Source organism: Pseudoxanthomonas composti (assembly GCF_004122095.1).
GTDB classification, from domain to species: Bacteria; Pseudomonadota; Gammaproteobacteria; order Xanthomonadales; family Xanthomonadaceae; genus Pseudoxanthomonas_A; species Pseudoxanthomonas_A composti.
The window spans coordinates 84377-98518 of the sequence record NZ_SAWZ01000004.1; the positions used below are offsets into that span (position 1 = coordinate 84377).

10 protein-coding genes are annotated in these 14142 nt (G+C 68.8%); 7 read left to right on the top strand and 3 right to left on the bottom strand.

The genetic code is table 11. The features are described from left to right. Nucleotides 1–48 precede the first annotated feature (48 nt). Nucleotides 49–1917, bottom strand: a complete 1869-nt coding sequence (locus EPA99_RS18945; RefSeq protein ID WP_241688335.1) for a M56 family metallopeptidase — start codon at nt 1915–1917, stop codon at nt 49–51. 3 nt (nt 1918–1920) lie between these two features. Then, nucleotides 1921–2307 carry a BlaI/MecI/CopY family transcriptional regulator gene (locus EPA99_RS08815; protein ID WP_129470854.1) on the bottom strand — a complete coding sequence of 129 codons (387 nt, stop codon included), beginning with the start codon at nt 2305–2307 and terminating at the stop codon, nt 1921–1923. A 222-nt stretch (nt 2308–2529) separates the two neighbouring features. Between EPA99_RS08815 and EPA99_RS08820 the strand changes: the two genes are divergently transcribed. Beyond that, nucleotides 2530–2865, top strand: a complete 336-nt coding sequence (locus EPA99_RS08820) for a hypothetical protein (RefSeq protein WP_129470855.1) — start codon at nt 2530–2532, stop codon at nt 2863–2865. A 96-nt stretch (nt 2866–2961) separates the two neighbouring features. Then, nucleotides 2962–3267 (top strand): hypothetical protein, encoded by a 306-nt coding sequence (locus EPA99_RS08825; protein WP_129471108.1) that lies wholly within the window; start codon nt 2962–2964, stop codon nt 3265–3267. Between the two features lie 297 nt (nt 3268–3564). On the opposite strand, the gene EPA99_RS08830 is transcribed toward EPA99_RS08825, so the two are convergent. Next, on the bottom strand, nt 3565–4638 hold the full coding sequence (locus EPA99_RS08830; RefSeq protein WP_129470856.1) for a DNA topoisomerase IB: 1074 nt from the start codon (nt 4636–4638) through the stop codon (nt 3565–3567). Between the two features lie 129 nt (nt 4639–4767). Here EPA99_RS08830 and EPA99_RS08835 point away from each other — a divergent pair, with 129 nt between their 5' ends. The 5 genes from EPA99_RS08835 to EPA99_RS08855 all read left to right on the top strand — a co-directional run bounded on the left by EPA99_RS08835 (nt 4768) and on the right by EPA99_RS08855 (nt 13928). Beyond that, on the top strand, nt 4768–5145 hold the full coding sequence (locus EPA99_RS08835; protein ID WP_129470857.1) for an I78 family peptidase inhibitor: 378 nt from the start codon (nt 4768–4770) through the stop codon (nt 5143–5145). 209 nt (nt 5146–5354) lie between these two features. Then, nucleotides 5355–9812: a glutamate synthase large subunit gene (gene gltB / locus EPA99_RS08840; RefSeq protein WP_129470858.1), complete on the top strand. Its 4458-nt coding sequence runs from the start codon at nt 5355–5357 to the stop codon at nt 9810–9812. Nucleotides 9813–9958: 146 nt separating this feature from the next. Continuing rightward, nucleotides 9959–11425 (top strand): FAD-dependent oxidoreductase, encoded by a 1467-nt coding sequence (locus EPA99_RS08845; RefSeq protein WP_129470859.1) that lies wholly within the window; start codon nt 9959–9961, stop codon nt 11423–11425. 141 nt (nt 11426–11566) lie between these two features. Next, a complete protein-coding gene (locus EPA99_RS08850) occupies nt 11567–12664 on the top strand; it encodes an acyltransferase family protein (RefSeq protein ID WP_164978613.1) in 1098 nt (365 codons plus the stop codon). A gap of 202 nt (nt 12665–12866) precedes the next feature. Next, on the top strand, nt 12867–13928 hold the full coding sequence (locus EPA99_RS08855) for an acyltransferase family protein (protein WP_129470861.1): 1062 nt from the start codon (nt 12867–12869) through the stop codon (nt 13926–13928). Nucleotides 13929–14142: the final 214 nt, after the last annotated feature.

Here is a 14142-nt window from a genome sequence, read left to right on the forward strand (position 1 = left end):
TTCCGCCGTTCTGCCTGGAACGATGATGCGCGGCGATGCCGCCCTTGCTCAACCGTCGATGCGTTGGGCCAGCCCGCTCTGGATGGCTTGCTTGATCAGCGCGTTGGCCTCACGTTGCGCACGCTCGCTGGCCGCGGCCTGCTGCGCGCCCAGCTTGGCCTGCTGCTGGCCCAGCAGCGCCTGCTGTTTGGCCAGTGCCTCGATCTGCGCGCGCATGGCCGGGCTGTCCATCTCCGCGCGGACTTTCTCGGTCGCCCGGCGTGCGTCTTCCATGGCCTTCTTGGTGACCTGGTCGTCCAGTCCGGCCACGGCCAGATCAGCCTGGTGCGCGGCCAGTTCCGCCTCGCGTGCGGCCATCTCGCCGATGCGCGCACCCATCTCGCCCATGCGCTCGCCGATGCGGCCCTGCTGTTCGCCAAGGTCGCCCTGGCGCTCGCCAAGATCGCCCTGCGCCTTGCCGATCCGCGTGGTCTCGGCGTACAGGGCCTTGACGCGTGCCAGGGTGGCGGCGTCGCGGATCACATAGCGGCTGCCATCGCGCCGCACCAGCAACACGCCCTTGCCGTCATCCAGCTGCTGGGCCCGGCGCAGATCGGCCATCGAGCCGACCATCACGCTTTCATCGCCCTGCAGCAGGACATAGCCGTCCCCGCTTCCATTGCCAGTCACATTGATCCTGGTCTGGCTCTTGATGCCCGGCGCGGGCGCCGGTGGCTTGGGCGGGGCCGGAGGCGCCGGCGGGGCGGGCGGCGGCGGCGGGAAGCTGCCGGCCTTCTTGGCCGGCCGCGCCGGTGTGGCCGGCAAGGCCGGCGGTGCAGGCATGTCGCCGGCGGCCTCGGGCGCGTCGGCGGCCCCCGCCGGCCTGGGCGCGGCGGCCGGGCGTGGCGCAGCGGCGGGTTTGGCCTCCGCAGCCGGAGTGGCCTGGGCGGGCGCTGCCGCCACCAAGCGCAGCGGGACGACGCCGGCCACGGCGACGCCGGCCAGGATCAGGACCGCGCCGATGCGCGGGAAGGTGTGCGTGTTCTGCAGCATGAGCAGTCTCCGTTTGAGGCTCAGATAGGAAGGTGAGGCGCTGGCCAGCCCGGCACCGGGCCGCGGGGCTACGCCCAGACGCACCAGCAGGCGCCCGTAGTCGCCACGGCAGTGGCGGTTGCCGGCCACGACCGCGGCATCGACCGCCGCCTCGCGGGCCACGCCGTACTCGCGCACGGCGTAGTGCAGCAGCGGGTGGAAGAAGGCCACATGCTGGGCCAGGGCTGGCAGCAGGCCCCACCACAGGTCGCGGCGACGCAGGTGGAGCAGTTCGTGGGTCAGCGCCATGTCCAGGTCGTCATCGCCGATGCGTGCGGCTTCGCGCGCCGGGAGCAGCAGCACCGGCCGCAGCACCCCGACCAACTGTGGCGAGGTGATCTGGGCGGACAAGCGCAGGCCCGGCGCGTTCGGCAGACCATGGGCCTCCGACGCCAGGCGCAGTGCGCCTGCCAGTGCGGCGTCCTGGCAGGGACGCGAGGCGCGCAGCACCGCGCGGCTGGCGCGCCAGGCCACGAAGGTGCGCAAGGCCATGACCGCAACGCCGGCCAGCCACAGCGCCAGCACCAGGGTCTGCCAGGCCGGGAGCGTCCACCGTGGCGCGGATACCGGCGGCAGCACCAGCGGCGTGGCTGCGACCGCGACCTGGATCGAGGTCGGGGCCACCGCCTGGGCGACCGGCGCGGCGGGCAGCCAGGCCAGCTCCAGGGGCTCCAGCACCAGGCCGACCACCGCCTGCAGCGCCACCGTCCACCACAACCAGCACTGGGTGGAAGCGGGCAGGCGCGGCAGCGCGCGGCACAGCGCCCAGACCAGGGCCACCAGCAGGGCGGTCTGCATGCTGGTGGTGGCCAGTCGGGTCAGCAATTCCAGGGCGAAGGCTTCCATGGCTCAGCCCTCCCTGCGCTGGGACTGCAGCTTGGCCACCAGGGCTTCCAGCTCGGCCAGCTCGTCGTCGCTGACCTCGGCGCGCTGGGACATCCAGGCCACGAAGGGCGACACCGAGCCCTGCAGGGTCCTTTCAACGAAGCTGCCGACCGCGCTGCTGACCACCTCGTCCTGGGCGGCGGTGGTGGCGTAGCGGTACACGCCATCGACCTGCTCCCGGCGCAGGTAAGCCTTGCCGCGCAGGCGCTCCATCATGGTCAGCACGGTCGAGCGTGCCAGTCCGCGGGCCTCGCCGAAGTCGGCCGCGACCTCGCCGACCGAGGCGTCGCCGCGCTCGCCCACGTACTGCAGCAGTGCCAGTTCCTGATCTCCAATACTCTTGCGTCGCATGTCCCGCGCTCCGTGACTACATTTGTCGTCAAGGTATGAGTGACGACAAATGTAGTCAATAGGCCGGAAGTCCCGTTCGTCGGCTCGTCGCCGGTCCCGCGTTCCGGCCTCGACGGTCCGGCCCTCCCGGCGGCCGCCCGGGCCGGCGCCTCGGTCATCGGCAGCGGCCGGTTCCTGTGGTAGAAATCCGGCTGGATTCTTCCCCTCGCAAAGGAGTGCGCGATGCGCGTTGCCGTTCTTCCCTGCTGTCTGTTCTCCCTCGCCGCCCTGGCCGGCTGCGCCACCGGCTCCAAGACCAGCGAGGTCGCGCAGGTGCGCATGGTGTTCCCCGTGCAGGCGCCGGCCCGGCCGCAGTGCGATGCCAAGCCGCTGGAGCGCCTGGCGCTGACCGGGCAGGTGGCCTCCCAGGAACTGATCGACCAGGCCCTGCACGACAGCCGCGCCGCGCATGCGCGGGTGATGCGCGATGACCATGTCGCCGATGCCTCGATCAATCCGGCGCGCCTGAACCTGCGCGTGAGCGTGGACAACCGCATCATCAGCAGCAGCTGCGGCTGACCGACCACCGCGCCCGGCCCTTCATGTGATCACCACATGAAAGCGCCGAAGCTGCCGCTCTCCCTTCATGCCGTGAGATCGCCCATGCGCCTGTCCCTGTTCCGTGTGCTGCTGCCCGTCGCCGGCGTGCTGGCGCTGTCTTCCTGCGCCTCGGCGCCGCTGGCGTTCCAGCCGCTGGACGGCACGATTTCCGGCACCTGCCATGTGGACATGGTGCGCGGCGCGGTCGGCCTGTCCGCCTCGCAGCCCACCCTGGAGCGCATCCGCGTAGACAGCGACAGCCTGAAGCTGCTGGAGACCGATGGCCCGCTGGATGCCGCCGAAAGCGGCGGCGATACCGTGATGGTGCAGATCGGCGAGCAGAATCGCATCGGCGACATCCGCTGCGCGCAGTCGGTCTGATCGCCGCATCACCCGCATCGCGCGCTGAGTGCGCGATGCGGTCGGCCCCTGCATCGGGCCTCAGCGCCTCGGTCGCGTCGCGCCTCGCCGACCGCTGCGACTGAAGAGAATCTTTGATAGCCCCCGAAAGCACTTGTGAGAGCACCTATGGGAGCGGCTTCAGCCGCGAAGGGGCTTTACCGGGAAGGCTCCTTCGCGGTTGAAGCCGCTCCCACATTGCAACGGGCAGTTGCCCTCCCGACTTAGGGTTGGAAGCAAACTGCTCGAGGTGCTTTTAAGCCGAGCGAAGCGCGCACCTCAGCGCTGCCTGGCCACCATGCGGTGCCGACGCGCCAGGAACTTCAGCGCCGCCTGTTCCCACTGGCGCTCGCCGCGGACGTTGGCCGTGGCGCGCTGCAGGCTGCCATCGCGCCAGCCGCTGAACACCGCCGGGTCGATGTAGGCCTTGCGGCACACCGCCATGGTGTTGCCCAGCGCCTTGGCGACATCGCGGATGACCTCGTTCTGCGCGCGCACCAGCGCCCGCTCGCTGGCAGGCTCCGGCAGGGGCGTCTGCGCCAGCCGGTGGAACGCCGCCAGGGTGCCGCCCCAGGTGCGGAAGTCCTTGGCGGTGAAGTCCTCGCCCATCGCCTCGCGCAGGTAGGCGTTGACCGCCCCGGAGTCCACCGGCTGCAGGGTGCCGTCGTCGTCGTGGTACTGGAACAGGGACTGTCCGGGCAGCTGCTGCACCGCGCGGATCAGCTTGACCAGGCGCTTGTCGTCGATGCCGATGTCGTGCTCCAGCCCGCCCTTGCCGCGGAACTTCAGGCGCACCCGGTCCCGCGCGAAGGCCACGTGCCGGTTGCGCAGCGTGGTCAGACCGAAGGAGCGGTTGTCGCGCGCATAACTGGCATTGCCCACGCGCACCAGGGTCTCGGCCATCACCGCCACCACGATCGCCAGCACCTTCTCGCGCGGGAAGCCGCGCAGCGCCAGGTCCTTGCGCATGCGCCGGCGCAGCCGCGGCAGCAGCCGTCCGAACTCCACCACGCGGTCGTACTTGCCATCACCGCGCACGCTTTCCCATTCGGCGTGGTAGCGGTACTGCTTGCGCTTGCGCGCATCGCGCCCGGTGGCCTGCAGGTGGCCCTTGACGTGCTTGCAGATCCACACGTCGGTGTAGGCAGGCGGGATGGCCAGCGCGCGGATACGCGCCAGCGTGGCGGCATCGCGCACCGCCTCGCCGCTGGGCAGGCAGTAGCCGAAGCCGCGCCCGTGGCGGCGCCGGCGGATACCCGGGTCGGTGTCGCACACATAGATCAGCCCGGCTTCCAGCGCCGCGCGCGCGGCCAAGCTGGGGGCGATGTCGTTGTCGTCGGATGCGCTTGCCATGGCGCCAGCATGTCCTCGGCCCCGATGAAGCAGGCGTCAATCCATGCGCGGGGATTGCGTTTAACGCAAGTCGAATGCATGTTCCTCCATGCTTCCTTCACACCCGCGCCATCGACGACCGGATCCCGCATGCTGCAACGCCTCCTGCCGACCGCCCTGCTCACGCTCGCCCTGGCCGCCTGCAGCACGCCGCCGCCGGACGAACAGGAGCAGGCCGCGGCCGCCTCGGAACAGCGTGCCGAGGATGCCGCAAGGCCGGCCAGTGAAGGCGAAACCGCCACCGCCGCGCCGCCCACCGACGCCGGCGCCTGCGACGACGTGCAGGCGCAGTGGCTGGTCGGCAAGGCCCCGGCCGACGCCGACCTGCAGCAGGCGCAGAAGGATGCCGGCGCCAGCACCGTGCGCATGCTCAAACCGGGGCAGGTGGTCACCATGGAATTCCGCGCCGATCGCCTGAATGCGGAAGTGGACGAAAAGGGCGTGGTCAGCGCCGTGCGCTGCGGCTGAGTCGCCACGGTTTCTTTGCGTTTCGGTTGCAGCCGAAACGCCTTCAAACACCGGTTTGGCGGTTGCCCCTGAAACCGTCGAAACCCTTGCGCCACGCGTGTTGCGACACCGCAATAACTGTGGTCTGATCCCAGCACCGGTGATGCTTACGTGAGCGCCGCTTCGGCAGGTGCGGCATCGTCGTCTCTCAAGTTCACAAGGTAGCTCCCATGGCCCCCCGCACTCGCCAAGGGCTGTACGACCCCAACGACGAACGCGATGCATGCGGCTTCGGCATGGTCGCGCAGCTGGATGACCAGCCCTCGCGTTCCCTGGTCGACACCGCCATTGCCGCGCTCTCGCGCATGACCCACCGCGGTGGCGTGGCCGCCGACGGCCTGACGGGCGACGGCTGCGGCCTGCTGATCCGCAAACCCGAGCCGTTCCTGCGCGCGCTGGCGCGCGAGGCCGGCATCGAGGTCGGCGCGCGCTTTGCCGCCGGGCTGGTGTTCCTGCCGCACGATGCGGACCTGGCCGCGCAATGCCGCGCCGAGCTGGAGCAGCAGCTGGTCAAGGCCGGCGCCGCGCCCAAGGGCTGGCGCACGCCGCCGACCGACGCGCGCGTGTGCGGCCAGCTGGCCAAGGACACGCTGCCGGTGATCGAGCAGCTCTTCGTCGAGGCCGGCCAGGCCCAGGACGATGCCGCCTTCACCCTGGCGCTGTTCCTGGCCCGCCGCCGCGCCGAGCAGGCCCTGCGCGCGGTGTCGCCGGACTTCTACGTGGTGACGCTGTCCCCGCATGCCATCGGCTACAAGGGCATGGTGCTGCCGGACAAGCTGTCCACCTTCTTCCAGGACCTGCAGCGCAGCGACCTGACCTCCAGCGCGATTGTCTTCCACCAGCGCTTTTCCACCAACACCCTGCCGCGCTGGCCGCTGGCGCATCCGTTCCGCATGCTCGCCCACAACGGCGAGATCAACACCATCGAGGGCAACCGCCGCTGGGCGCAGGCGCGCAGCAAGGTGTGGAAGACCCCCAGGTTCGACATCGCCGAACTCGACCCGGTGATCTCCATGCACGGCTCGGATTCGCAGAGCCTGGACAACATGCTGGAGCTGCTAATCGCCGGCGGCATGGACCTGCTGCAGGCGCTGCGCATCCTGGTGCCGCCAGCGACGCAGTCGCTGGAGTTCAAGGATTCGGACCTGGCCGCCTTCTACGAGTTCTACGGCCTGAACACCGAGCCGTGGGACGGCCCAGCCGGCATCGTCGCCTGCGATGGCCGCTATGCGGCCTGCATGCTCGACCGCAACGGCCTGCGCCCGGCGCGCTGGATGCTGACCTCCGACCGCCATTTCCTGGTCGCCTCCGAAGCCGGCGTGTGGGAACTGCCGGCCGAGCGCATCACCCGCAAGGGCAAGCTGGGCCCGGGCGAGATGATGGCCATCGACCTAAAGCGCGGCGACCTGCTCGACTCCGACGGCATCGACCGCATCAACCGCGCGCGTGCGCCGTACAAGCAGTGGCTGCACTCGGGCGTGACCTACCTGCAGACCGAGTTGATCGACCCTTCGCTGGTGGAGGAGCCCTTCGACGAGAAGACCCTGCGCAGCTACCACAAGCTGTTCCAGCTTAGCACCGAGGAAGTGGAGCAGATCCTGCGCCCGCTGGCCGAGACCGAGCAGGAAGCCACCGGCTCGATGGGCGATGACACGCCCATGGCCGTGCTCAGCGCGCAGACGCGTCCGCTGTACGACTACTTCCGCCAGGCCTTCGCGCAGGTCACCAACCCGCCGATCGATCCGCTGCGCGAAGACTGCGTCATGTCCCTGTCCACCCAGCTCGGCAAGGAGACCAACATCTTCCACGCCGGCCCGGAGACGGTGAACCACGTCATCCTCAACTCGCCGGTGCTCAGCCAGCGCAAGCTGCGCCAGTTGCTGAAGATGGACCAGTACGTTAGCCGCAACCGCCTGATCGACCTGTCCTACTCGGTGGAGGAAGGCCTCAAGGCCGGGATCGAGCGCATCTGCGCGCAGGCCGAGGCCGCCGCGCGCGACGGCATCGTCATGCTGCTGCTGTCCGACCGCTATCCGGTCGCCGACCGGCCGATGGTGCATGCGCTGCTGGCCACCGGCGCGGTGCATCACCACCTCTCGCGGGTGGGCCTGCGCTGCGACGTCAACCTGATCATCGAGACCGGCACGGCGCGCGATCCGCACCACATGGCCTGCCTGATCGGCTTCGGCGCCACGGCGGTGTATCCCTACCTGGCCTACCAGACCCTGTTCGACCTGGGCCGTCGCGGCATCCTGCAGCTGAAGAAGGGCGGCGAAGTCGCGCAGATCGGCCGCAAGTACCGCAAGGGCATCTACAAAGGCCTGTCCAAGATCATCTCCAAGATGGGCATTGCCACCATCGCCAGCTACCGCGCCGCGCAGCTGTTCGAGATCGTCGGCCTGGACGATGACGTGGTGGCGCTGTGTTTCCCCGACACCGCCTCGCGCGTGGGCGGCGTGGGCCTGGCGCGCCTGGATACCGAGGCCCGGCAGCTGACCCGCCGCGCCTGGAACGAGCTGGTCAAGCCGGAAGTGGGCGGGCTGGTGAAGTACGTCCACGGCGGCGAGTACCACATGTACAACCCGGACGTGGTCATGACCCTGCAGCGCGCCGCGCGCACGGGCGAGATGGCCGATTGGAACAAGTACGCCGAGGTGGTCAACCAGCGCCCGGCCTCGACGCTGCGCGACCTGCTGCAGTTGAAGAAGGCGCCGGTGCCCACGCCGATGGACCAGGTGGCCGAGGCCGGCGACGTGTTGCGCCGGTTCGACACCGCCGCCATCAGCTTGGGCGCGCTCTCGCCCGAGGCGCACGAGGCGCTGGCCATCGCGATGAACCGCCTGGGCGGGCGCAGCAACTCCGGCGAAGGCGGTGAGGACCCGGCGCGCTACGGCACCGAGAAGCGCTCCAAGATCAAGCAGGTGGCCTCCGGCCGTTTCGGCGTCACCCCCGAGTACCTGGTCAACGCCGAGGTTCTGCAGATCAAGGTCGCCCAGGGCGCCAAGCCCGGCGAAGGCGGCCAGCTGCCCGGCCACAAGGTCAACGAGCTGATCGCGCGCCTGCGCTATGCCAAGCCCGGCATCGGCCTGATCAGCCCGCCGCCGCACCACGACATCTATTCGATCGAGGACCTGGCCCAGCTGATCTACGACCTCAAGCAGGTCAATCCGACCGCGCTGGTCTCGGTCAAGCTGGTCAGCCATGCCGGCGTTGGCACGATCGCCGCCGGCGTGGTCAAGGCCGGCGCCGACCTGATCACCATCTCCGGCCATGACGGCGGCACCGGCGCCTCGCCGATCAGCTCCATCCGCTACGCCGGCGTGCCGTGGGAGCTGGGCGTGGCCGAGGCCCACCACGCCCTGGTGCAGAACCAGCTGCGCGACCGCACCGTGCTGCAGACCGATGGCGGCCTGAAGACCGGCCTGGACGTGGTCAAGGCCGCGCTGCTGGGCGCGGACAGCTTCGGCTTCGGCACCGGCCCGATGATCGTGCTGGGCTGCAAGTACCTGCGCATCTGCCACCTCAACAACTGCGCCACCGGCGTTGCCACCCAGGACGAGCGCCTGCGCGCGGAGTACTTCACCGGCCTGCCCGAGCGCGTGGAGAACTACTTCCGCCTGCTCAGCGAGGAAGTGCGCCAGTGGCTGTCCTACCTGGGCGTGCGCTCGCTGGATGAGATCGTCGGCCGCACCGACCTGCTGGAGCAGGTGCAGGCCGCGCCGCGCGAAGGCGTGCGCGTGGATCTTTCGCGCCTGCTGGCCGGGGCGCAGCACGACAGCAGCAGCTGCGCGGCCCAGCGCCTGTACGAATCGCCCGACAGTCTGGCCACCCAGCTCGACGGCCTGCTGGCCGAGCCGATCCGCACCAAGGCCGGCGGCGAGCACCGCTTCCTGATCCACAACACCGACCGCTCCATCGGCACCCGCCTGTCCGGCGCCATCGCCCGCACGCACGGCAACACCGGCATGGCCGACGCGCCGCTGCAGCTGCGCTTCCGCGGCACCGCCGGGCAGAGCTTCGGGGCCTTCAACGCCGGCGGCCTGAACATGGAGCTGGAAGGCGAGGCCAACGACTACGTCGGCAAGGGCATGGCCGGTGGCCGCCTGGTGGTGCGTCCGCCGCGCGGCGCGCGCTTCGAGGCCCGCAGCACCGCCATCATCGGCAACACCTGCCTGTACGGCGCCACCGGCGGCGAGCTGTTCGCCGCCGGCCGGGCCGGCGAGCGCTTCGGCGTGCGCAACTCGGGCGCCCTGGCGGTGATCGAAGGGGCCGGCGACCACTGTTGCGAGTACATGACCGACGGCGTGGTGATGGTGCTGGGCCGCACCGGACTGAACTTCGGCGCCGGCTTCACCGGCGGGCTGGCCTACGTGCTGGACATGGACCGCGACTTCGTGGACCGCTACAACCACGAGCTGATCGACATCCATCGCATCAGCGCAGAAGGCTTCGAGAACTACCGCCAGCACATCCACATGCTGATCCAGCGCCACCGGGAACTCACCGGCAGCATCTGGGCCCAGCAGATCCTGGACGAGTTCCGCGACTACATCGGCAAGTTCTGGCTGGTGAAGCCGAAGGCGGCCAGCATCGAGTCGCTGACCGATGCGCTACGGCGCGCCGCGTGACGGCGAGGAGTAAGTGATGAGGAACGAGGAACGAGTAAAGGCACTTGCGTCACTTGTTGCCGCTCGCCATGTCCGTCCTTCACTCGTTCCTCGTTCCTCTTAACTCGTTCCTCGCTCAAAAGTCCTTCTTCGCATACCGAGTCCCTATGAGCCGCAAGCACGCCTTCCAGTTCCTCGAATTGCCCCGCCAGATGCCGCAGCGCATCCCGGTGGAGCTGCGCACCTCCGGCGACTGGGGCGAGCTGTACGGCAAGTTCGACAAGGCCGACGCGCAGTACCAGGCCGGGCGCTGCCTGGACTGCGGCAACCCGTACTGCAGCTGGAAGTGCCCGGTGCACAACGCCATCCCGCAGTGGCTGCAGCTGGTGCAGGAGAACCGCATCGAGGAAGCCGCCGCGCTGTGCCACACCACCAATCCCTTGCCGGAGGTGTGCGGGCGTGTGTGCCCGCAGGACCGCCTGTGCGAGGGCAGTTGCACGCTGGAGGAGTTCGGCGCGGTGACCATCGGCGCGGTGGAGAAGTACATCGTCGACACCGCCCTGGCCAAGGGCTGGCGCCCGGACCTGTCCAGCGTGCAGCCCACCGGCAAGCGCGTGGCGGTGATCGGCGCCGGCCCGGCCGGCCTGTCCTGTGCCGACGTGCTGGCGCGCAGCGGCATCCAGGCGGTGGTGTTCGACCGTTATGAGCAGATCGGCGGCCTGCTGCAGTTCGGCATCCCCAGCTTCAAGCTGGACAAGTCGGTCATCGCCACCCGCCGCCAGGTGCTGGAAGGCATGGGCGTGGAGTTCCGCCTGGGCGTGGAAGTGGGCCGCGATGTGACGCTGCAGGCGCTGCTTGAGGAGTTCGACGCGGTGTTCGTGGGCACCGGTGCCTACCGCTATACCGACGGCGGCCTGCCTGGGCAGGACCTGGACAACGTGCTGCCGGCGCTGCCCTTCTTGGTGCAGAACGCGCGCATCGTCACCGGCGGCGACGGCTGGGGCCGGCCGATCGCCGGCTGGGAAGACAAGATCACCCTGCCCGACCTGGGCGGCAAGCGCGTGGTGGTGCTGGGCGGCGGCGACACCGGCATGGACTGCGTGCGCAGCGCCATCCGCCTGGGCGCGGCCAAGGTCACCTGCGCCTACCGCCGCGACGAGGCCAACATGCCTGGCAGCGCCCGCGAGGTCGCCAACGCGCGCGAGGAAGGCGTGCGCTTCCTGTTCAACCGCCAGCCGCTGTCCATCGAGGCCGACGCCGAGGGCAAGCTAGTGGGCGTGCGCGTGGCCGAGACCCGCCTGGGCGAGCCGGACGCCCGTGGGCGCCGCAACGCCGAGATCATCCAGGGCAGCGAATCGCTGCTGGAGGCGGACGTGGTCATCATCGCCTTCGGCTTTTCCCCAACCCTGCCGGAGTGGCTGTCGGCGGTAGGCGTGGAAGGCCAGTCCAACGGTCGCATCGTGGCCGGCGGCGGGGACCGCCTGCCCTACCAGACCACACACCCGAAGCTGTTCGCCGGCGGCGACGCCGTCCGCGGTGCCGACCTGGTGGTCACCGCCGTGGCCGAAGGCCGCGACGCGGCCGCCAGCATCGCCGAGCTGCTGCACGTCCAGGCGCCAGCGCGCGCGGCGTGAGCTAGCGCATGGCGAGCTCTTGCGACGGGCGTCACGGTTAGCGTGTTATAAATCTTGCTGGCCTCTCAGAGGCCGGTAAGCCGGGGTGTTGTTGAACACGCTTCAGGGGGAAGCGGTGCATCCGGGCAACGGAGATGCCACGTGCAGCCTGTGCAACGCCCAAGCGCTCCGCGCCAAGCCTGGATCGATGTCCTGCGTGGCGCGAGCGTGTTGCTGGTCGTGTTGGCCCATGCCCATCATTTCGCCGTCAGCGCGGAGGGCGCCAGTGCCGCCTCGGCCCTAAGCCCGCTGTTGATCCAGGCCGTGGGCACGATCAACAAACTGTTCGCGCCGCTGCGCATGGAGTTGATGTTCCTGCTTTCGGGCCTGTTCGTGGCCCATGGTCTGACCAAGGGGCCGGCGCGCTACCTGTCCGGGAAGTTCCGGAACGTGCTGTATCCATTCTTGCTGTGGTGCCTGGTCAATTTTGTCGTGCGCGAGGGCGGCTCGGCCGTAATCAAGGGCGAACCGGTTGCCTGGCAGACCTTGATCGACCTGCTGGCTGGTATCGCGGCCCCGACCTGGTTCCTCTTCGACCTGTTCCTGTTCTTTCTCTTGATCCCGCTGCTGCGGCGCTATCCGGCGTGGATGGTGATCGCCGCAACAGTGGCGATGTCGGTGATTCTGGATGGCGCCGGTTGGTCGCACTACGGAGAGATGGCGTACTACTTCGCCTACTTCGTCGCGGGCGATCTCATTGCCCGCCGTGGCTGGAACCCGGCCACGCGCTGGGGCGGCGTCGGCGTGATTGCCTCCGCGCTCTGTCTGGGTGTGCTGGGCGTGGTGGCCCTGACCACCAGCTTGAGCAAGACCTGGTGGGGCTACCTGCCCCTGGTGCTGGCGAGCCTGCCGGCCATCGTTGCCCTGGCGATGCTTGCGGCCCGCAGCCCGCTGTCGGCGCCGCTGGCCTACGTGGGGCGCAATTCCGTCGTGTTCTATCTGGTGCACTTCACGCTGTTCATCGTCTTGACCTTCCTTGCCTCGCGCCTGATCCATGACGATGTGGTGCTGTTCTTCGTACTGCTCGCCGCCGGCATCGCGCTGCCTGCCGCGCTCAGCTGGGCGCGAGCGCAACCGTCGATGCGCATGCTGGACCTGCTGTTTTGCCTGCCGCCGTCGAAACGCACGACCGCCATGGTGCCCGCGCGCGAACGGGTCGCCTTCGAAGCTGGCCTGGCCGAAGCCGAACGCACCGGGTAATTCCGCATTGCGCTGCCGACGGCCCGGGCCCCTTCCAAGATTTCGCGCCTGATCGCACCCGGTTTGGCATGTGCAGGCTGCGTGAAATCACGCGTTATCTGTGATACGTTTCACACTCGACTCAGCAATCTGTGGCCTGGTACCAGCGCGCGCATGACGCACGAAGCCAGTCGGTGAGCGAGCGCTTCAACAGGGGACATGGATGAGCAGCGTCAACAAGGCCGCCGCGGGCGGGCGTGCCAATTGGATCGACTGGCTTCGCGGCATGAGCGTGCTGATGGTCGTCTTGTTGCACGCACACCAGTTCGCATTCCTGGCCTACCCCGAGGTCGGAGCCGGGCTTCCGACGACCCAAGGTGCGTTCGCGCGCTTGGTCCATGCACTGAATGTCGCCGTCGCCCCGCTGCGGATGGAGCTGATGTTCCTTCTCTCGGGCATGTTCGTGGCCAGTGGCCTGCGCAAGGGTCTGCGCACCTACTTGCGCGGCAAGGCCGAGCGATTGCTGTATCCCTTCATCCTGTGGTCCGTGCTGATTTTCGTGCTGCGCGAGGCCGGCTCGGTCCTCGCCAAGGGCGAGCCCATCGCATGGCGAGGCATGATGGACATCGCGCTTGGCAACACCGCGCTGACCTGGTTCCTCTACGACCTGACGCTGTATTTCGTGGCGGCCCCCTTGCTGGAACGCCTGTCCCCGCTGCTGGTTGGTGCCTGCGCATTGGTCATCTCGCAGCTGCTGCTCGAGGTGCCGGGTCGCAGCTCGGACTTCTTCTACTACTTCATCTTCTTCCACGTCGGAAGTCGGTACACCGATTTCCTGGGAGCGCTTGCCTCGCACGCTGGACGTGCGTGGCTGCTGGTGTCTTCGCTGGCGTGCTGCGCGCTGGTCGGCTGCGCGTTTCGCTTTCACTATTCGAGTACATGGCACGGTTACCTGCCGCTGGTCCTGCTCAGCATGCCGCTGCTGTTCCGCCTTGCCACGCAGGCCTGCCTGCACCGGAAGAGCTCGGACCTGATCTGCTTCGTCGGTCGAAACTCCATCGTGTTCTACCTGGTGCATTTCCCGCTTTACGTCGTGCTGGGCTACCTGCTGCGCAGGCTGGGACAGGATGGCGATCTCATGTTCCTGATGCTGCTGATGATCGGCGTGTGCGTGCCCTGGACGATCGCCTGGCTGCGCCAACGGCCGCAGATGGCCTGGTTGGAGGTGCTGTTCACTGCCCAGGCCTGGCCCACGTTGCGTCGACCCAGGCAGGTCAGCGCCTGAGCACGCACTCCGATTCGCTGCTCGCAAGCGGGTTACCGCGCCGAACGGCGGGGAGCGGTCGCAAGTGCGCTGCGGGATCGCCGTTGCGGTGCGCGCCGTGTTTTGGCAGAGCGCGCCACTTGGTCCGTAGCGGCACAGGCTTCGCGCGAGCTGGTCGCAGTTGAAACCGGATTCGGCGAAGCTGAACACAGTCGATAAGCTAACGATTCCCCAC